This window comes from Variovorax sp. 10N412, from assembly GCF_056394985.1.
In genome coordinates this window covers 354,650-372,707 of the sequence record NZ_JBFTIO010000007.1, presented here as the reverse complement: position 1 = coordinate 372,707, position 18,058 = coordinate 354,650, and the positions used below count along the sequence as shown (strand labels likewise).

Annotated in this window: 19 protein-coding genes; 10 read left to right on the top strand and 9 right to left on the bottom strand. The window is 68.7% G+C overall.

Annotated features, from left to right (window positions below; all coding sequences use genetic code 11):
• The 6 genes from AC1DJH_RS19435 to AC1DJH_RS19410 form a co-directional block, all read left to right on the top strand.
• On the top strand, positions 1-558 hold a 558-nt coding region (locus AC1DJH_RS19435; RefSeq protein ID WP_478186803.1), incomplete at its 5' end, for an ABC transporter permease.
• Positions 555-1,430, top strand: a complete 876-nt coding sequence (locus AC1DJH_RS19430) for an ABC transporter permease (protein WP_478186802.1) — start codon at positions 555-557, stop codon at positions 1,428-1,430. The genes AC1DJH_RS19435 and AC1DJH_RS19430, both read left to right, overlap by 4 nt.
• A 15-nt stretch (positions 1,431-1,445) precedes the next feature.
• Complete coding sequence (locus tag AC1DJH_RS19425; protein WP_472124086.1) at positions 1,446-2,435, top strand: ABC transporter ATP-binding protein; 990 nt, start codon at positions 1,446-1,448, stop codon at positions 2,433-2,435.
• On the top strand, positions 2,432-3,262 hold the full coding sequence (locus AC1DJH_RS19420) for an ATP-binding cassette domain-containing protein (RefSeq protein WP_478186801.1): 831 nt from the start codon (positions 2,432-2,434) through the stop codon (positions 3,260-3,262). Before AC1DJH_RS19425 ends, AC1DJH_RS19420 begins: the two co-directional genes overlap by 4 nt.
• Before the next feature lie 120 nt (positions 3,263-3,382).
• Entirely contained in the window at positions 3,383-4,876 is a 1,494-nt protein-coding gene (locus tag AC1DJH_RS19415) for an ABC transporter substrate-binding protein (RefSeq protein ID WP_478186800.1), read from the top strand.
• Positions 4,877-5,097: 221 nt separating this feature from the next.
• Positions 5,098-6,585, top strand: a complete 1,488-nt coding sequence (locus tag AC1DJH_RS19410) for an ABC transporter substrate-binding protein (protein ID WP_478186799.1) — start codon at positions 5,098-5,100, stop codon at positions 6,583-6,585.
• A 63-nt stretch (positions 6,586-6,648) separates the two neighbouring features.
• On the opposite strand, the gene AC1DJH_RS19405 is transcribed toward AC1DJH_RS19410, so the two are convergent.
• Complete coding sequence (locus AC1DJH_RS19405) at positions 6,649-7,275, bottom strand: YitT family protein (protein WP_435437033.1); 627 nt, start codon at positions 7,273-7,275, stop codon at positions 6,649-6,651.
• Between the two features lie 52 nt (positions 7,276-7,327).
• Entirely contained in the window at positions 7,328-8,188 is an 861-nt protein-coding gene (locus tag AC1DJH_RS19400) for a LysR family transcriptional regulator (RefSeq protein WP_478186798.1), read from the bottom strand.
• A 111-nt stretch (positions 8,189-8,299) separates the two neighbouring features.
• Here AC1DJH_RS19400 and AC1DJH_RS19395 point away from each other — a divergent pair, with 111 nt between their 5' ends.
• Positions 8,300-8,698 carry a tautomerase family protein gene (locus AC1DJH_RS19395; RefSeq protein ID WP_472124098.1) on the top strand — a complete coding sequence of 133 codons (399 nt, stop codon included), beginning with the start codon at positions 8,300-8,302 and terminating at the stop codon, positions 8,696-8,698.
• Positions 8,699-8,763: 65 nt separating this feature from the next.
• Positions 8,764-10,122 carry a tetratricopeptide repeat protein gene (locus tag AC1DJH_RS19390; RefSeq protein WP_478186797.1) on the top strand — a complete coding sequence of 453 codons (1,359 nt, stop codon included), beginning with the start codon at positions 8,764-8,766 and terminating at the stop codon, positions 10,120-10,122.
• 16 nt (positions 10,123-10,138) lie between these two features.
• Here AC1DJH_RS19390 and AC1DJH_RS19385 read toward each other — a convergent pair whose 3' ends face one another.
• Together AC1DJH_RS19385 and AC1DJH_RS19380 are read right to left on the bottom strand one after the other, a co-directional pair.
• Positions 10,139-10,834 carry a histidine phosphatase family protein gene (locus AC1DJH_RS19385; RefSeq protein ID WP_478186796.1) on the bottom strand — a complete coding sequence of 232 codons (696 nt, stop codon included), beginning with the start codon at positions 10,832-10,834 and terminating at the stop codon, positions 10,139-10,141.
• 31 nt (positions 10,835-10,865) lie between these two features.
• Positions 10,866-11,516, bottom strand: coding sequence for a Yip1 family protein (locus AC1DJH_RS19380; protein ID WP_478186795.1), 651 nt, complete (start codon positions 11,514-11,516; stop codon positions 10,866-10,868).
• Between the two features lie 137 nt (positions 11,517-11,653).
• Between AC1DJH_RS19380 and AC1DJH_RS19375 the strand changes: the two genes are divergently transcribed.
• Entirely contained in the window at positions 11,654-12,364 is a 711-nt protein-coding gene (locus tag AC1DJH_RS19375) for an alpha/beta fold hydrolase (protein ID WP_478186794.1), read from the top strand.
• Between the two features lie 167 nt (positions 12,365-12,531).
• Positions 12,532-14,277 carry a methyl-accepting chemotaxis protein gene (locus AC1DJH_RS19370; RefSeq protein WP_478186793.1) on the top strand — a complete coding sequence of 582 codons (1,746 nt, stop codon included), beginning with the start codon at positions 12,532-12,534 and terminating at the stop codon, positions 14,275-14,277.
• A 6-nt stretch (positions 14,278-14,283) separates the two neighbouring features.
• On the opposite strand, the gene pxpA is transcribed toward AC1DJH_RS19370, so the two are convergent.
• The 5 genes from pxpA to AC1DJH_RS19345 form a co-directional block, all read right to left on the bottom strand.
• Complete coding sequence (gene pxpA, locus AC1DJH_RS19365) at positions 14,284-15,024, bottom strand: 5-oxoprolinase subunit PxpA (RefSeq protein WP_478186792.1); 741 nt, start codon at positions 15,022-15,024, stop codon at positions 14,284-14,286.
• A gap of 24 nt (positions 15,025-15,048) precedes the next feature.
• A complete protein-coding gene (locus tag AC1DJH_RS19360; protein WP_478186791.1) occupies positions 15,049-16,047 on the bottom strand; it encodes a 5-oxoprolinase subunit C family protein in 999 nt (332 codons plus the stop codon).
• On the bottom strand, positions 16,044-16,691 hold the full coding sequence (gene pxpB, locus AC1DJH_RS19355) for a 5-oxoprolinase subunit PxpB (protein WP_478186814.1): 648 nt from the start codon (positions 16,689-16,691) through the stop codon (positions 16,044-16,046). Before pxpB ends, AC1DJH_RS19360 begins: the two co-directional genes overlap by 4 nt.
• 144 nt (positions 16,692-16,835) lie before the next feature.
• Positions 16,836-17,339, bottom strand: coding sequence for a pantetheine-phosphate adenylyltransferase (gene coaD, locus AC1DJH_RS19350; RefSeq protein WP_435437023.1), 504 nt, complete (start codon positions 17,337-17,339; stop codon positions 16,836-16,838).
• Between the two features lie 43 nt (positions 17,340-17,382).
• Positions 17,383-18,045: an RsmD family RNA methyltransferase gene (locus tag AC1DJH_RS19345; protein ID WP_478186790.1), complete on the bottom strand. Its 663-nt coding sequence runs from the start codon at positions 18,043-18,045 to the stop codon at positions 17,383-17,385.
• Between the last annotated feature and the right edge of the window lie 13 nt (positions 18,046-18,058).

Below are 18,058 nucleotides of genomic sequence, written 5' to 3'. Positions count from 1 at the left end.
CTCATGGGCATGGCCCAGGTCGGCATCGCCATTCCCAATTTCTGGTTCGCGATTCTTCTGATCCTCGTGTTCTCGGTGCAGCTGCAGTGGTTCTCCGCCGGCGGCTTCGAGGGCTGGGGCGAAGGCTTCTTCGCAGGCATCAAGTCGTTGTTGCTGCCTGCCTTGTCGCTCGCCGTGGTGCAGGCTGCGATCCTCGCGCGCATCACGCGCTCGGCGGTGCTCGAGGTGATGCGCGAAGACTTCGTGCGCACCGCGCGCGCCAAGGGCGTGTCGCAGCGCATGGTGCTGTGGACGCACGTGCTGCGCAACGCCATGATCCCGGTCATCACCGTCATGGGCATGCAGTTCTCCGAGCTGCTGGCCGGCACCATCGTGGTGGAGAACGTGTTCTACCTGCCGGGCCTGGGGCGTCTCATCTTCCAGGCCATCAGCAACCGCGACCTGATCGTGGTGCGCAACTGCGTGATGCTGCTCGCGGCCATGGTGGTCATCGTGAACTTCGTGGTCGACGTGCTGTACGCCGTGATCGACCCGCGCATCAAGGCCAGCGACATATGAACGCGATCACAGCTCCGAGCGCCGCCGCGCTCAAGGTGCCGGGCTTCTGGCGCCGTGCACTGCAGCATCGCAGCTTCGTGCTGGGCGGCGTGCTGACCCTGCTTTTGCTGCTCGCCGCCGGCGTCTCGCTGGTGTGGACGCCCTGGTCGCCCTACGACATGGACATGGCCAACAAGCTGAAGCCGCCATCGGGGTCGCACTGGCTGGGCACCGACACCTACGGGCGCGACGTGGGGTCGCTGCTGCTGGTGGGCGCGCGCGCGTCCATCCTCGTGGGCGTGATCGCAGTCGGCATCGGCCTCGTGGTCGGCACGGCGCTGGGCCTGCTCGCCGCCGCCCGGCGCGGCTGGGTCGAGGAAGCCATCATGCGGCTCACCGACTTCACGCTCGCCTTCCCCGCGATCCTCTCGGCGATCATGATGACGGCCGTGTTCGGCGCGGGCATCGTCAACGCGATCGTCGCGATCGGCATCTACAACATTCCCACCTTCGCGCGCATCACGCGCGCATCGGCCAACGCCATCTGGTCGCGCGAGTACGTGGCTGCGGCGCGCGCCTGCGGCAAGGGGCCGTTCGCCATCACCATGCAGCACGTGCTGCCGAACATCTCGGCCGTGCTGATCGTGCAGATCACCATCCGCTTCGCCATCGCCATCCTCGCGGAGGCCGCGCTCTCCTACCTTGGCCTGGGCACGCAGCCGCCGCAACCCTCGTGGGGCCGCATGCTCAGCGAGGCGCAGACCATGATGTTCCATTCGCCCCTGCTCGCGGTGTTCCCGGGCCTGGCCATCGCCTTTGCCGTGCTGGGCCTGAACCTGCTGGGCGACGGCCTGCGCGACCTGCTCGATCCGCGCCTGGCCCGCGCAAGGTGACCCAAGGTAAGTCAGATGCCACTTCTCCAGGTCAAGGATCTCCACATCGAGCTGCAGACGCAGCGCGGCCCCGCCGAGGCCGTGCGCGGCATTTCGTTCTCGCTGGAGCGCGGCGAAACGCTGGGCATCGTCGGCGAATCCGGCTGCGGCAAGTCGATCACCGTGATGTCGCTCATGGGCCTGCTGCCCCCGACTGCCAAGGTCACGGGCAGCATCCGGTTCGACGACACCGAACTGGTCGGCCGCGATGAAAAGGCCATGTGCCAGATCCGCGGCAACCGCATCGGCATGATCTTCCAGGAACCGATGACGGCGCTGAACCCGGTGCACACCATCGCGCGGCAAGTGGGTGAGCCGTTGCGCCTGCACCGTGGTCTCTCGAAAGCCGACGCACGCAAGGAAGTGCTCGCACTGCTCGAGCGCGTCGGCATTCCCGACGCGGCCTCGCGCCTCGATGCCTATCCGCACCAGTTCTCCGGCGGCCAGCGGCAGCGCATCGGCATCGCGATGGCGCTCGCCTGCGGTCCCGACCTGCTGATTGCCGACGAACCGACCACCGCCCTCGACGTCACCATCCAGAAGCAGATCCTCGAGCTCATTCAAAGCCTCGTGGCCGAGCGCGGCATGGGGCTGATTTTGATTTCGCACGACCTCGGCGTGATCGCGCAGACGGTCTCGAAGATGCTCGTGATGTACGGCGGCAGCGTGGTCGAGAGCGGCCCGACCGAGGCCGTGTTCGCGCGCCGCGCACACCCCTACACCCAAGGCCTGTTCGCTGCGCGCCCTGCCATCGGCGCACCGCGCGGCCTGCGCCTGGCCACCATCAAGGGCAGCGTGCCCGAGCTGGTCGACCTGCCGCCGGGCTGCCCGTTCGCGGGCCGCTGCAGCTACACCGTCGACGCCTGCCAGACCACCCGGCCGCCGGCGACGATGCTGCCGAACGACCATGCGGTGCGCTGCATCCGGCTCGAAGAGATCGCCGTGCAAGGAGCGATCGCCCCATGAGAGCAACCACCCCCACTTCACCGCTGCTGCAGGTCACCGACCTCGTGCGCCACTACGCGCTGCCGCGCGAGAAGCTCTTCGGCCCGCCGCCCACGGTAAAGGCGCTCAACGGCGTGAGCTTCGACGTGCACGCCGGCCAGAGCGTGGGCATCGTCGGCGAATCGGGCTCTGGCAAGTCGACCATCGCGCGCCTCGTGATGGCGCTCGACACGCCCACCTCGGGCTCCGTGTCGCTCGAAGGCCGCGACCTGCACACGTTGTCGAAGAACGAGCTGCGCACCGCGCGCCGCGACTTCCAGATGGTGTTCCAGGACCCGTATGGCTCGCTAGATCCGCGCCAGACCGTGGCACGCATCGTGGCCGAGCCGCTCGAGGCGCTGGCCGAAACCAGCCGCGCCGAGCAGCGCGAGCGCGCTTCGGAAGCGCTTGCCGCAGTGGGCCTGCGCACCACCGACATGGACAAGTACCCGCACGAGTTCTCGGGCGGCCAGCGACAGCGCATCGCGATTGCGCGCGCGCTCATCACGCGGCCCAAGCTCATCGTGGCCGACGAGCCGGTGAGCGCGCTCGACGTGTCGGTGCAGGCCCAGGTGCTCAACCTCATGCAGGACCTGCAGCAGCAGTTCGGCATCAGCTACCTGCTCATCAGCCACGACCTCGCGGTGGTCAACCACCTGTGCGACGACGTGTGCGTGGTGTGGAAGGGAAAGATCGTCGAGCAGGGCCCGCCCGCCGAGCTGTTCCACCATGCGCAGCACGAATACACGCGCACGCTGCTCGACGCCGTGCCGCGCACGCCCACCGGCGGCACGCTGCTGGCCGGCTGACACCGGAGCCTCTCCTTCGTCTGCCGCCGTCCTTAGGATGAGTGGGTCATAAGCATCTGGTTGCGCGCGCACCCCGGTCTCGCGGATGATGCTTGCCCCTTGTTCGGAGGACTTCGCTTCATGCTCAAAAGACGCACCCTGCTCGCCACCGGCGCCGCAGCCCTTACACCGCTGGCCCTGCCGACCTCGGTCTTTGCGCAACGAAAGAAAGATGCGCTGGTGATCGGCCTCACGCTGGAGCCGACGGGCCTGGACCCCACGGCCAAGGCCGGCGCCGAGATCGCAGAGGTGGTGCTCTACACCGTCTTCGAGACGCTCACCAAGATCAACTCCGACGGCAGCGTCACGCCGCTGCTGGCCGAGAGCTGGGACATCTCGCCCGACCTGAAGACCTACACCTTCAAGCTCAAGCACGGCGTGAAGTTCCAGAACGGCGAGCCCTTCAACGCGCAGACCGTCAAGTTCTCCTTCGACCGCGCGGCCGCGGCCAACAGCACCAACAAGGACAAGCGCACCTTCACCAACATCGCGACGCAGGTGCTCGACGAGCACACCGTGGTGCTGATCAACAAGGAGATCGAGCCCGACCTGCTGTTCCTGCTGGGCCAGGCCTCGGCCATTCTGGTGGAGCCCAAGACGGTGGAGACCAACGCCACCAGGCCGGTCGGCACCGGCCCCTACCGGCTCGACAGCTGGTCCAAGGGATCGGGCATCGTGCTGGCCAAGTGGGAGGGCTTTCGCAACGCGGCGGCGGTGCAGATCCGCAAGGCGAGCTTTCGCTTCATCTCGGAACCCGCCGCGCAGACCACCGCGCTGCTGTCGAACGACGTCGACCTGTTCCCGCACGCATCCGTGTCGCGCAGCCTGGCGCAGTTCCAGAACGACAGGCGCTTCCAGATCGTGTTCAACGCCTCGCGCGGCAAGACCATCCTGGCCATCAACAACAAGCGCAAGCCGCTGGACGACGTGCGCGTGCGCCGCGCCATTGCGGCGGCCATCGACCGCAAGGCCGTGATCGAGGCGGCCGTGGACGGCCGCGGCATTCCCATCGGCAGCCACTACGTGCCGGGCGCGCCGGGCTATGTGGACACCACCGGCATCAACCCCTTCGACATCGAGAAGGCGAAGAAGCTGCTGGCCGAGGCCGGCGTGAAGACACCGCTCGAACTCGACCTGGTGCTGCCGCCCCCGCCCTATGCACGCCAGGGTGGCGAGCTGATCGCCGCGCAGCTGGCCAAGATCGGCATCGTGGCGAAGATCCAGAACGTCGAGTGGGCGCAGTGGATCAGCGGCACCTACGGCAACAAGAACTACGACCTCTCGCTGATCCTGCACGTCGAGCCCTTCGACCTGGTGAACTACACCAAGCCCGAGTACTACTGGGGCTACCAGTCGGCGAAGTTCAACGAGCTGTTCGACAAGGCGCGCAACAGCGCGCGCCCCGCCGACCGCCTGCGCTACCTCGGAGACGCACAGCGGCTGCTGGCCGAGGACTCGGCCAACGTGTTCCTGTTCCAGCCGCAGTTCATCACGGTGGCGTCGCGCAACCTGCGCGGCCTGTGGAAGGACACGCCGATCTTCGTGAACGACATCGCGGCCCTGTCGTGGGCCTGAAGTAAACGCCCACAGAGCCGCGCCCTACGGGAACGTCCCGAGGAAAAACCGCCCCGCGGGCCGCGCGGCGGCATACCCGCTGCGAGAGAATGACCGGCTGCGCACGTGGCATCTTTCGTGCTGCGTGTCATGTCTTTCGCCGCGCCGCGCCTCCCTTCGGGGCACGGCGCACGCCGAAGCAGTCATTCGACCCTGGCCCCGTTTTTCCGGAGATCACACGTATGTTGAACCGCCGCACCCTCCTCACCACCGCTGGCGCCACCGTTGCGCTGGCCACCCCGCTCGCCGGCATGGCGCAGGGCAGGAAGGACGCCATCGTGATCGGCATGGCGCTCGAACCGCCGGGCCTGGACCCGACCTCGGGCGCCGCCGCCGCCATTGCCGAAGTGGTGCAGTACAACATCCTGGAGACGCTCACCAAGATCAACGCCGACGGCAGCGTCACGCCGCTGCTGGCCGAAAGCTGGGAAATCTCGCCCGACCTGAAGACCTACACCTTCAAGCTCAAGCGCGGCGTGAAGTTCCAGAACGGCGAGCCGTTCAACGCCGCCGCCGTCAAGTTCTCGTTCGACCGCGCCGGCGGCGAGAAGAGCACCAACAAGGACAAGCGCACCTTCGCCAACCTGGCCACGCAGGCGGTGGACGACTACACGGTGGTCGTCATCAACAAGGAGATCGACCCCGACCTGCCCTTCGTGCTGGGCCAGGCCACGGCCGTGATCGTCGAGCCCAAGAGCGCGGACACCAACGCCAACAAGCCGGTCGGCACCGGCCCCTACAAGCTGGACGCCTGGGCCAAGGGCTCGTCGCTCACGCTGAGCAAGTGGGATGGCTTTCGCAGCCCCGCCACCGCGAAGATCAACAAGGTCACCTTCCGCTTCATCTCCGACACGGCCGCGCAGGCCGCCGCGCTGCTGTCGGGCGACGTTGACGTGTTCGCGCGCATCGGCACGCGCGTGGTGCCGCAGTTCAAGATGAACCCGCAGTTCCAGGTGATCCTGGCCGGTTCGCGCGCCAAGACCATCCTGTCGATCAACAACAGGAAGAAGCCGCTGGACGACGTGCGCGTGCGCCGCGCCATCCTGGCGGCCATCGACCGCAAGGCCATCATCGAAGGCGCGGCCGACGGCTTCGGCGTGCCCATCGGCAGCCACTACGTGCCGGGCGCCGCGGGCTATGTCGACACCACGGGCGTCAACCCCTTCGACATCGAGAAGGCCAAGAAGCTGCTGGCAGAGGCCGGCGTGAAGACGCCGCTCGAACTGAAGATGACCCTGCCGCCGCCGCCGTACGCGCGCCAGGGCGGCGAGGTGATCGTGGCCCAGCTGGCCAAGATCGGCATCGTGGTGAAGGTGCAGAACGTCGAGTGGGCGCAGTGGCTCAGCGGCACCTACGGCAACAAGGACTACGACCTGTCGATCGTGTCGCACGTGGAGCCCTTCGACCTCGGCAACTACGCCAAGTCGGACTACTACTGGGGCTACCAGTCGAAGACTTTCGACACGCTGTTCGACAAGATCAAGAGCACCGCCAACACGGCCGAGCGCAACAAGCTTCTGGGCGACGCGCAGAAGCTGCTGGCGACCGACGCGGCCAACGGCTTCCTGTACCAGCCGCAGTTCCCGACCATCGCGAAGAAGAACGTGAAGGGCCTGTGGAAGGACAACCCGATCTTCGTGAACGACCTCTCGGCCCTGTCCTGGGGTTGAGGCAACTGCAGGGCGCGGGAGCTTTCCGCGCCCTCGGAACAACGGCGGCGCAGCGCAAAAACCTCAAGTGGCCGCGTACCGCCCCGGCTTGTGGTTGATCCACAGGAACAACCCCATCACCACGGCAGCCACGACCGACCACCCCACCCGCTCGGGTGGAATCACGAACAGTGCGAACAACACCACCGTGCAGTCGATGCCCATCTGCACCTTGCCGGCCGGCCAGCCCCGCTTTTCCTGCAGGTACAGCGTCAACACGGTGGCGCCGCCCAGGCTGGCGCGGTGCCTGGCGAGGAACAGGCAGCCCGTGCCCAGCAGCAGCCCGCCGAGCACCGCCGCAAAGGCCGGGTGCAGGGAATGGATCGACAGATAGCGCGGCGCCCAGTCCGTCATGACCGAGAGCAAGGCGATCGCCGAGAAGGTCTTCACCGTGAACGCCCGGCCCATGTGACGCCAGGCGAACCAGTAGAACGGCAGGTTGACCAGGAAGAACAGCTTGCCGAAGCTCACGCCGGTGGCGTAGTGCAACAGGAACGCGATGCCCGCCGTGCCGCCCGTGAGCAGGCCGGCCTGGCCGAACAGCATCATGGCGATGGCGACGAACAGCGTGCCCGAAAAGATCGCCTGCGCGTCGTCGAAACGCGAATGGCGCAGCCAAGCCGGGGTGGAAGTGGGAGGGGGCGCGTCCATGGCACATGTTGACGCAAATCCCGCGCCACCCTGTGCCCATATCCGGGCCGGCTCACGCCAGGTGGGCGGCCAGCATCTCCCGGGCCCGGGTCACGAACGGTGTTTCACCCCGTCGACCGGGCATCAGCTCGAAGGCCACGCGCGGTAACGCAGGCAGCCCGTGCGGCGCAGCCAGCCGCGCCACGCCGTCGCTGATGGCCGACTCGTTGAGGCAGGCCACGCCCAGGCCCGCGGCCAGCGCCGACTGCAACCCCGCCACGCCCGACGCCACGTGCGCCAGCGCGTAAGGCACGCGCCGGCGCCGCAGCAACGCCACCGTGAACTGATGCAGCGAACAGGTGTCCGGCAACGCCAGCAGCCGCAGCGGCTCGCCGCGCACGACCCGCATGCCCGTCGCGCCGAGCCACGCCAACGACTCGCGCCGGATCACCGACGCACGGGGCTGCGCCGCGGAAACACCGGTGATGTTCATCGCGAGGCCCACGTCGAAATCCCCGCGCGCATAGGCCGCACGCAGTGCGTCGCTCTTCAGGATGCCGACGTTCAGCCGGACCTGCGGGTAGCTCTCGCCGAGCCGGCCGAGCAGCCGCGTCAGGTCGCCGGGACGGAAGTAGTCGGTCACGGCAAGCCGCAACTCGCCCTGCAGCGTTTCGCCGTGCAGGTCGCGAAACGCCTCGTCGCTCATCGCCAGGATGCGCCGGGCGTAGCCCAGCAGCCGCAGCCCCGCCTGGGTGGGTGAAACACCCGCCTTGCTGCGCGTGAGCAGCGACTGCCCGGCGCGCGCTTCCAGTTTGCGGATCTGCTCGCTCACCGACGACTGCGACAGGAAGACGCGAGGCGCGGCGGCCGTGAGGCTGCCCGCGTCAACCACCGCCGCAAGCGTGCGCAACTGTTCCAGATCGAAACCCTGCATCAGGCATCCATTCGTTTATCCGATGGGATTGATCATATCTTCCCGCTTTTCCGAATGATGCGCAGTTCCCACAATCACCCCATCGACCGTTCATTCACACAGGAGTCCGCCATGCCCCACATCGTCGTCCACCTCTCCGGCCAACCCGATGCCGCCCTCACCCGCAAGACCGTCGACGCGGTCGCCGAGCTCACGCAGAGCGTGCTCGGCAAGCAGCTGCCGGTGATCGCCATCACGGTGCAGTACATCGCCGCCGACGCCTGGTTCATCGGCGCCCAGACGCTGGCCGCGCTCGGCAAGTCGGCCTTTCACCTGGACATCAGCATCACCGACGAGACCAACACCAAGGCCGAGAAGGCGCGCTACCTGCGCGAGGTGCATGCGGCAATGGCGAAGATCCGGCCCGACCTGCACGAGGTGTCGTACATCCACGTGATCGACGCGCGCGGCGCGGCCTACGGCTACGGGGGAAAGACGCAGGAGTACCGCCACCAGCAGGCCGGCGTGTAGACAGCGCTTGAACGGGCGCTCGGGGTGGCGTTGAAGCAATGCCGGGGGCATGGCACCATGCCGCCATGCCCTCCGGAAATTCGCTAGCCGCCGACAGCCTCGGCAACCCCCTCACGCTCGACCATCCCGCCAGCCTGCCGCTGGTCGACGACTTCGTCATGGGCTTCATCTCGACCGAGGCGCGCGCGGTCCACCTGATCGCGCTGGCCGAGACCGATGCGAGCCCCATCGTGCAGGCCTATTGCGCCACGCTGCACCTGTTCGCCGAATCGCGCGAAGCCGTTGCCAATGCGCGGCCTTTCCTGGCAAAGGCGCGGGCGGGCGCGCAACGCGCCACGGCGCGCGAGCAGCGCTACATCGCGGCCATCGAGGCCTGGGCCGACGGCGACATCGCCCGCGCCATCGCGCTGCACGCCGAGCAGGCGAACGAGCATCCGCGCGACCTGGTGTCGGTCAAGCTGGGCCAGTACCACTGCTTCAATACCGGCGACTGCCCCGGCATGCTGCGGCTCGCGCTCGCCGTGCTTCCCCACGCGGCCGAGGTGCCCTACGTGCACGGCATGGCGGCCTTCGGCTACGAGCAGTGCCACCTGATGCGCGAGGCCGAGGCCAGCGCGCGCCGCGCGATCGCGCTGTGCCGCAAGGAGCCTTGGGCGCACCATGCGCTGGCGCACGTGATGCTCACCGAAGGCCGGCTCGCCGAAGGGCTGGCGTTCATGCAGGGCGTGAGCGACACCTGGACCGGCCTGAACTCCTTCATGGTCACGCACAACTGGTGGCATGTGGCGCTGTTCCTGGTCGACCTGGGCCGCGACGCAGAGGCACTGGCCGTGTACGACGAGCACGCCTGGGGCGTGGTGAAGGACTACTCGCAGGACCAGATCGGCGCGGTCTCGCTGCTCGCGCGGCTGGAGCTCGCGGGCATCGACGTGGGCACGCGCTGGGACGACGTGGCGCTCTACCTGCTGCAGCGCCAGGCCGACCATGTGCTGCCCTTCCTCGACCTGCAGTACCTCTACGGCCTGGCGCGCGCAGGCCGGCCCGAGGCCGACGTGCTGTTGCGCAACATCGAGGCCTTCGCACCACATGCGCCGCCGTCGACCCGCGCCGCATGGCAGCGCGTGTGCGTGCCGGCCGCGCACGGCCTGGTGGCGCATGCGCGCGGCGATCTCGCGGCGGCTGTCGAAGGGCTGGGCACGGCGCTGCCGCGCATGATCGAGATCGGCGGCAGCCATGCACAGCGCGACCTGTTCGAGCAGGTGTACCTCGACGCGCTGGTGCGCACGGGCACCGAGGCTTCGCTGACCGGTGCGCAGGGCATCCTGCAGCAGCAGCTCAACGGCCAGCCCGAGTCGCTGCGCCTGCGAAGGCAGGCGGCATCGGTCTACGAAAAGCTGGGGCTGGGCGCGCTGCTTCGCGACTGAACGCGCCGAACCCGAATCAGCCCTTGGTCTTCAGGTGCCGCGTCTGGTCGTAGGTAGGCTGCGGCGGCAGGTCGGCCAGGTGCCGCGTGTCGGCCCAGTCGACGATCTCGATGGCCTCGGGCTTGGCCGGGTCGGCGATGCGGATGCGGTTGAAGCCCGCATTCGGAATGTCGCTGGTGCGCGGCCCGCTCAGGCTCAGGCCGCGGGCGGTGCGCCACACCATGTCGAGCACGCCGCCGTGCGTGACCACGATCAGGCGTTGGCCCCGGTGCGCGGCGGCGACCGTGCCCAGCGCCGCGATGATGCGCGTGTGGAACTCGCGCGCCGTCTCGCCTTCGGGCATGGCGTGGTCTTCGCGAAACTCCAGCCACTCTTCCCAGGCGCGCGGGTGCAGGCTCTGGATCTCGTCGGAGCGCATGCCCTCGACCACGCCGAAGAACTGCTCGCGCAGGCCCGCCGAGGTGACCACCGGCAGCGACAGCTGCTGTGCAGCGGGCGCGGCCGTTTGCTGCGCGCGCATGAGGTCGCTGCTGACAATGTGCTGCACGGTCTCGCCGGCCAGCCGCAGGCCGAGCCGGCGGGCCTGCTCGTGGCCGATGTCGTTGAGCGGAACATCGGCATGCCCCTGGAACCGCAGCTCGCGGTTCCAGGCGGTCTCGCCGTGGCGGATCAGGATCAGGTCGGTGGTTGCGTCGGATTTGGGCGTTGGCATTGCCGCCCATTTTCCACCGTGCGGGCGGCGCTCAGGTGACCGCGCCCGCCAGCTGTTGCACGGCCACCACCGCGCCCGACGCGTTCAGGGCAGGAATGGCGCCCAGGCGCACCGGCGACGGCGTGAGCAGCGACAGCACCCAGGCGATGACGAAGCCGCCGACGATGGCACAGACCACCACCACGGCGGTGTACGCAATGGCCTTGTCCGGCGGGCACTTCATGAGCACCGGCAGCCCGGTGTAGAGCAGGTACACGCCGTACAGCGCCGCCAGCGCGCCGATGACCGACAGCGAGGGCACCAGGCTGAAGATGCCGCCCACGAAGGCCGCCGTGCTGGCATAGGCCGACAGCTTGAGCGCGCCGATCTGGCTCTTCGTGCCCTCGAAGGTGGGTGCCATCGCGTCGATGATGAGCGCAAGCACGAACACCATCACCAGCGACATCACGTAGCCCACGACCATGTTCGCCAGCCCCGCGACGATCGGCACGCGAAAGCTCACGCCGAAGACGCCGATGCCGACCAGCGACAGGCCGATGAAGCTCGCCACTGCCGGGATCAGCGCGAGGATCATCACGTAGTTCCTGTAGATGGAGGCGGCGTCGGCCGGCTCCTCCTCGATGGCCAGCCATGTGATCTTGGGTCTGAGCAGGATGGACTGCACACGGTCAACCAGGTTCATTGCGGGGTCCTCGACATGGATCCCGAAGTATGGAGCGACAGCCCCCGCACGACTGCTGGCCAGGAAGCCTATGCCATGACCTATGCCATGACCTATGCCGTTACGCTGGTTACCGCATTCGCGCAGAATCCGTCGCCATGCCCAACCTTGTTCTCCTGCCCGGTCTTGCCTGCGACGCGCGCATCTGGGAAGCCCAGTTGCCCGCCCTCCCCGCCGCCTTCAACGCCCGCGTGAGCGACGCCCAGCTTCACAACGACAGCATCGAGGGCATGGCCGCGGCCGTGCTGCGCGACAACGACGGCCCGCTGGTGCTGTGCGGCGCCTCGATGGGCGGCATGGTCGCCATGGAGGCGGCCCGCCAGGCGCCCGACCGCATCGCCGGACTCGCGCTGCTGGGCACCAGCGCGCGGCCCGAAACGCCCGACATGTTCACGCTGCGCGAAGGCGCCATCGCGCACTTCGAGCGCGGCGAGCTGCGCGAGATGATCGAGCCGAACGTCTACTTCGCCTTCCACCCCACGCAGGCGGCCGACCCTGCCATCGTGCAGCGCTACCTGGACATCGTGCTCGGCGCGGGCGCGGAACAGCTCATCCGCCAGAACCGCGCGGTGATGCGCCGGCCCGACGCGCGCCAGCACCTGGATGCGATACGCGCACCGGTGCTGCTGATCTGCGGCAACGAAGACCGCCTGGCGCCGCCCGAGTGCACGCGTGAGATGGCGGCGCTGCTGCCGGCTTCGGAGGTCGTGTGGATCGCCGACTGCGGCCACATGCTGACGATGGAAAAGCCCGAGCAGGTCAACGACGCGCTCAACGCCTGGCTCGCCAGGCAGTTCCCTTCGGCCTAAGACCCTGCGGGGCCGCGTCCCGCTTGACGGCGGAACGCGCGAACCGGGCGAAGCAGGCGACCGCAAGACGGCGCCGGTATCGATGAAAAACGGCAAGAAACACCCTCATGTTTTTGCCGTTTCCTGCCGATAGAAGTAAGTCGTGCGTCTTACAGGGATAGCACCAAGTGCCTGCCCTGCCGGCGCTGAAGACTGCTTTGATCGTCAACTTCATTACTACCGTGAAAAATCTAAAAATCGGCACGCGCCTGGGCCTCGTGTTTGGACTGCTGCTGCTCCTGCTCGCCGCCATCGCCGTCGTAGGCATCAACCGCCTGCGAGACCAGAACGCCACCACCACCCGCATCACGTCGAACATTTCGCCCAAGATCGCGTCCGCGCGCGAAATGTCGTACGTGGCGGTGGACATCGCCCGCATCACGCGCAACCTGATCCTGTTGAACGACGAGGCGGCCCGGAACGCCAACCGGGCGGCGCTGGACAAGGCAAAGGCCGAAGCCGATGCGCACCTGGCGGCGCTGGACAGGCTGGTGGACACCGACCGCGGCCGCGTCCTGCTGGGCACGATCAAGACCACGCTGGCCGACTACCGCGCCTTCACCAACACGGTGGTCGAGCTGGCCATGGCGAACCGCAAGGAAGACGCCACGAACGAGCTCTTCGGCGAGCGCTACAAGACGCAGGCAGCCTACCTGGGCGCGCTGAGGGAGATGGTCGACTTCCTGAGCAAGCAGATGGACACGGCTGCAATCCAGGCCCAGGACGTGGCGGACGCCGCCACCCGGATCATGGCGGTCGCCGCCGTGCTGGCCGGCCTGCTGGGCGTGGCCTCGGCGTGGCTGATCACGCGCTCGATCACGCGGCCGCTCGACCATGCGGTCGAGGCCGCCGACCGCGTCGCGCGCGGGGACCTCAGCCAGGCGATCGAGGCGCACTCCACGGACGAGACGGGCCGGATGCTCACGGCCCTGCAGCGCATGCAGGAAAGCCTGGCACGCACCGTGGGCCTGGTGCGCGGCAATGCGGAGGGCGTGTCCACCGCCAGCGCGCAGATCTCCCAGGGCAACCAAGACCTGTCGTCACGCACCGAGGAGCAGGCCAGTTCGCTGGAGCAGACCGCGGCGTCGATGGAAGAGCTGACCTCCACGGTCAAGCAGAACGCCGACAACGCACGCCAGGCGAACCAGCTCGCCGTGTCGGCCTCGGAGGTGGCGGTGAAGGGCGGCGACGTGGTGGGCAAGGTGGTCACGACCATGGCGTCGATCGATGCCTCGTCGCGCAAGATCGTCGAGATCATCGGCGTCATCGACGGCATTGCTTTCCAGACCAACATCCTGGCGCTGAACGCCGCGGTGGAAGCCGCGCGCGCCGGCGAGCAAGGCCGCGGCTTTGCGGTGGTGGCCTCGGAAGTGCGCAACCTGGCGCAGCGCTCGGCGGCGGCGGCCAAGGAAATCAAGGACCTCATCGGCGACTCGGTGAGCAAGGTGGACGCAGGCACCACCCTCGTCGGGGAAGCCGGCCGCACGATGGACGACATCGTGGGCAGCGTGCGCCGCGTGACGGACATCATGGGCGAGATCACTGCCGCCAGCCAGGAGCAGACCTCGGGCATCGAGCAGATCAACCAGGCCATCAGCCAGATGGACCAGGTCACGCAGCAGAACGCGGCGCTGGTGGAAGAAGCGAGCGCCGCGGCGTCGTCGCTGCGAGACCAGGCGGGCGGCCTGCTTCAGGCGGTGAGCGTGTTCACGCTGGAGGAAGGCCGGCAAGTGGCCGTGGCCGTGGCGCCCGCCTTCGCACCTGCCAAGCCCAAGCCCAACGCAACGACAACGACGCCCGTGCGCCCGCGCATGCAAGCCAAGGCGCCGGCGCCCGAGCTGGCCACGGCGCCCGGTGACTGGGAACAGTTCTGAAGCTGTTCAGGCCATCGCCCGCACAACGATGCCTTCCTGCTGCAGCCGCTCGCGAATGCGGCGCGCAAAGGCCAGCGCATGGGCGCCGTCGCCGTGCAGGCACACGGTCTGCGCATTGACGGCCACGGTGCTGCCGTCGATCGCCGTCACGCGGTGCTCGCGCACGAATGCCAGCGTCTGCGCGATGGATTGCGCTTCGTCCTCGATCAACGCGCCGGGCTGGCTGCGCGGCACCAGGCTGCCGTCGGGCATGTAGCCGCGGTCGGCAAACACTTCTTCCACCGGCGTGAGGCCGGCGCGGCGGGCCGCGTCGATCATGTGGCTGCCGGCCAGGCCGAAGAACTTGAGCGAGGGGTCGAACCGGCGAACCGCCTCGCACAAGGCTGCGGCAAGCTCGGGCTCCTTCACGGCCTGGTTGTAGAGCTGGCCGTGCGCCTTCACGTGCGCGAGCGTGCCGCCCTCGGCTTTCACGATGGCCGCCAGCGCGCCCACCTGGTACAGCACGTTGGCCACGATCTCGTCGGGCGGCAGGTGCATGGTGCTGCGGCCGAAGTTCTCGCGGTCCGGAAAGCTCGGGTGCGCGCCGATGGCCACGCCGTTCTGAAGGGCCCAGCGCACGCATTGCTGCATGGTCTTCGCGTCGCCCGCGTGCCAGCCGCAGGCGATGTTGGCGGAGCTCACCAGCGCGAGCAGGGCTTCGTCGCTGCCGGCGCCTTCGCCGAGGTCGGCATTGAGATCGATCTGCATGGGGAAATTCCTTTTTTGGAAAGTCTATGCCGCGCGGGGCCAGCCTGCAGCAGCCAGGCCTTGCGCCACCTGCGCCAGGTAGCGTTGCTGGTCGGCCCAGGCCGCGAGCGCCTGCACCTGGTCGACCTGCACCAGGCGCAGCTTGCCGTTGAGCGGCGCCTGCGCCAGCTTCCAGAGGTCGGCGCGAATGACCACGCCGATGCGCGGGTAGCCGCCCGTGGTCTGCGCGTCGCCCATCAGGATGATCGGCTGGCCCGAAGGCGGCACCTGGATCGTGCCGGGAATCACGCCCGACGACAGCATGTCGCCGGTGCGCTTGCGCTTGAGTTCGGCGCCCGCGAGCCGGCTGCCCATGCGGTTGCTCTGGGGCGTGATGCGCCAGCGCTCGCCCCGCAACTGCTCGCGCGCGGCCAGGGTGAACTGCTCGAACTCGGGGCCGGGCAGCACGCGCAGCGCGATGGCGCCGTCGGCCTCTTCGGCGCCCCAGTCGGGGCCGCGCAGGCCGAACGCACGGCGTTCGCGTTGGGCGGCGTCCAGGCGCGAGGCGCCCAGCGCCAGCCGGTCGCCCTTGCGCAGCGCGCGGCCTTCGTGGCCGCCGAAGCCGGCCTTGAGGTCGGTGCTGCGCGAGCCGAGGATCTGCGGCACGTCGATGCCGCCGGCCACCGCGAGCCAGCTGCGCAGGCCGGTCTTCTTCACGCCCGCGGCGTTGGCGCCTGCAAGCTTCAGGGTCCGGCCGGCCGCGACCGGCACGCTCCAGCAGGACCGCAGCGGCACGCCGTCGAGGCTGGCGCTGAAGTCGTCGCCGGTGAGCGCGATGCGGGTGTGGGTTTCGAACTGCAGTTCGCACCCGCCCATGGTGAGCTCGAGCCCCGCCGCGCCGTCGGCATTGCCCACGAGCCGGTTGGCCAGCGTGAGCGACAGCACGTCGAGCGCGCCGCCTGGGCAGATGCCGAGCTGGCGGTGGCCGTGCCGGCCCAGGTCTTGCACCGAGGCGAGCAAGCCGGGTTTGCGGATCACGATCATGTCTGCACGCTTTCCACGACGAAGCGCACGCGGTCACCGGGGCGCAGCAAGGTGGGCGGTTCGGCCTTGGGGTCGAACAGCGCGAGCGAGGTCCGCCCGATCAGTTGCCAGCCGCCCGGCGACACCAGCGGATAGATGCCGGTCTGCTCGCCGCCGATGCCGACCGATCGCGCGGGCACCGCGGTGCGCGGCTCGGCGCGGCGCGGTGTGGCGAGCTCGGGCGGCAGGCCGCCCATGAAGGCGAAGCCCGGCAGGAAGCCGAGCAGGTAGACGATGTACTCGCCGCCGGCGTGGCGGCGCACCACCTCGGCCGGCGTGAGGCCGGTGTGGGCCGCGACGTCGGCCAGGTCGGGGCCGTGCTCGCCGCCGTAGGCCACCGGAATCTCCACCAGCCGCCCTTCGATGGCGCCCGGCACCAGCTTCGGCCAGGCTTCGAGCACCTGCGCGGTGAGCGTGTCGAGGTCGATCGCGGTCGGGTCGAAGGTGAGCGTGAGGTTGTTCATGCCCGGCAGCGTCTCGCCGACGCCGGGCCATTGCCTGGCCCGCTCGGCCAGCGCCCAGATGCGCTGCTGCTGCGCCAGCGTGGCGGGCCCGGGCAGCTCGCACAGCAGCGCTGCATCGCCCAGCAGATGCAGCCGGGGCAAAGGAATGCCGCTCACTTCACACGGGCCTGCCCGCCCGGAGCACTTCGCGGAACACCGCGGAACCGGCTTTGCCGGGCCGCTGGTGTTGCCCCCGGCGAGGGGGAAGGAGAAGCGACACGAAGTGCGCGAAGCCTGGGGGAGTGCCTATTCACGACCGAGGCTGCGGACCTTGGCAGCCAGCTTCTGCTCCACGTTGGGAGAGACGAACTTGTGGACTTCGCCGCCGAGCATGGCGATTTCGCGCACGAAGGTGCTCGAGATGAACTGGTACTTGTCGCTGGGCGTCAGGAACACGGTCTCGACGTCGGGCATCAGCGAGCGGTTCATGCCCGCGAGCTGGAACTCGTAGTCGAAGTCGGTCACGGCGCGCAGGCCGCGCACCATGGCCTTGCCGCCGCGCGCGACGACGAAGTCGCGCAGCAGGCCCGAGAAGCTCTCGACGGTGACCTGGTCGCTGTAGGGCGTCACGGCCTCGCGGGCCATGTCCATGCGTTCGGAGAGCGTGAAGAGCGCCTTCTTGTGGTGGCCCGCCGCGACGGCGACGATCACCTTGGAGAAGAGCTGGGTTGCGCGCCGCACCACGTCCTCGTGACCGAGGGTGATGGGGTCGAAAGTGCCGGGGTAAACCGCGATCACGTTGCTGGCCATGGTTGCTTCTTCCTCATGCTGCCGGTGCGGCTTGTTCGGCGGATTATGCAGTCGGCTGCGCCACGGGACGCAGCAGATGGGCGTGGACGGCGCCGGCCTTCAGGTAGCGAAAGCCGACGAGGCCGAAGGCGGCGAGTTCCTCGTCGCTCCAGCGGCGCGGCGCCTCGAGGTACACCGAGCCCCCGGCGCGCAGTGCGCGCGCGGCGGCGCGCAGGGACGGCTCGTACAGCGCGACGCTTTCGAAGGGCGGGTCGAGGAACACGGCGTCCAGGCTGCCGGCGGCCACGCGCTCGAGAGCGGTGAGGCCGTTGCCGCGCTCGACACGCACGGCCTCGGCCGACAGCTTGGTCTTGGCGGCGAGCAACTGCGCGACCAGCGCGGCGTCCTGCTCGCACAGCAGCACATTCGCCGCGCCGCGCGAGGCGGCTTCGAGGCCCAGCGCGCCGGTGCCCGCGAAGGCGTCGACGCAGTGCCAACCCGGCAGCGCGCCGCCGCCGACGCCGGCCAGGCTCGCGAGCCAGTTGAACAGGGTTTCGCGCACGCGGTCGGGTGTGGGGCGCAGGCCGGGCTTGTCGGCCACGGCGAGGCGGGTGCGCTTCCATTCGCCGCCGATGATGCGCACCTCGCTGGGCCGGGTGGGAAGCTTGGGCTTGGCGGGCGCCGAGGGCGCGGACTTGCGGGGGGCTGGGGCGGCTTTCTTGGGCATGCGGCGAGCTTAA

Bases quoted from the DNA above. Each gene is read 5' to 3' on its own strand.
- AC1DJH_RS19390 (WP_478186797.1), top strand. From the start codon at position 8,764: ATGCCCTCCGGAAATTCGCTAGCCGCCGACAGCCTCGGCAACCCCCTC.
- AC1DJH_RS19385 (WP_478186796.1), bottom strand. From the start codon at position 10,834: ATGCCAACGCCCAAATCCGACGCAACCACCGACCTGATCCTGATCCGC.
- pxpA (WP_478186792.1), bottom strand. From the start codon at position 15,024: ATGCAGATCGATCTCAATGCCGACCTCGGCGAAGGCGCCGGCAGCGAC.
- AC1DJH_RS19405 (WP_435437033.1), bottom strand. From the start codon at position 7,275: ATGGACGCGCCCCCTCCCACTTCCACCCCGGCTTGGCTGCGCCATTCG.
- AC1DJH_RS19420 (WP_478186801.1), top strand. From the start codon at position 2,432: ATGAGAGCAACCACCCCCACTTCACCGCTGCTGCAGGTCACCGACCTC.
- AC1DJH_RS19415 (WP_478186800.1), top strand. From the start codon at position 3,383: ATGCTCAAAAGACGCACCCTGCTCGCCACCGGCGCCGCAGCCCTTACA.
- coaD (WP_435437023.1), bottom strand. From the start codon at position 17,339: ATGGCCAGCAACGTGATCGCGGTTTACCCCGGCACTTTCGACCCCATC.
- AC1DJH_RS19410 (WP_478186799.1), top strand. From the start codon at position 5,098: ATGTTGAACCGCCGCACCCTCCTCACCACCGCTGGCGCCACCGTTGCG.
- AC1DJH_RS19360 (WP_478186791.1), bottom strand. From the start codon at position 16,047: ATGATCGTGATCCGCAAACCCGGCTTGCTCGCCTCGGTGCAAGACCTG.
- AC1DJH_RS19380 (WP_478186795.1), bottom strand. From the start codon at position 11,516: ATGAACCTGGTTGACCGTGTGCAGTCCATCCTGCTCAGACCCAAGATC.
- AC1DJH_RS19395 (WP_472124098.1), top strand. From the start codon at position 8,300: ATGCCCCACATCGTCGTCCACCTCTCCGGCCAACCCGATGCCGCCCTC.
- AC1DJH_RS19400 (WP_478186798.1), bottom strand. From the start codon at position 8,188: ATGCAGGGTTTCGATCTGGAACAGTTGCGCACGCTTGCGGCGGTGGTT.
- AC1DJH_RS19425 (WP_472124086.1), top strand. From the start codon at position 1,446: ATGCCACTTCTCCAGGTCAAGGATCTCCACATCGAGCTGCAGACGCAG.
- AC1DJH_RS19430 (WP_478186802.1), top strand. From the start codon at position 555: ATGAACGCGATCACAGCTCCGAGCGCCGCCGCGCTCAAGGTGCCGGGC.
- AC1DJH_RS19345 (WP_478186790.1), bottom strand. From the start codon at position 18,045: ATGCCCAAGAAAGCCGCCCCAGCCCCCCGCAAGTCCGCGCCCTCGGCG.
- AC1DJH_RS19375 (WP_478186794.1), top strand. From the start codon at position 11,654: ATGCCCAACCTTGTTCTCCTGCCCGGTCTTGCCTGCGACGCGCGCATC.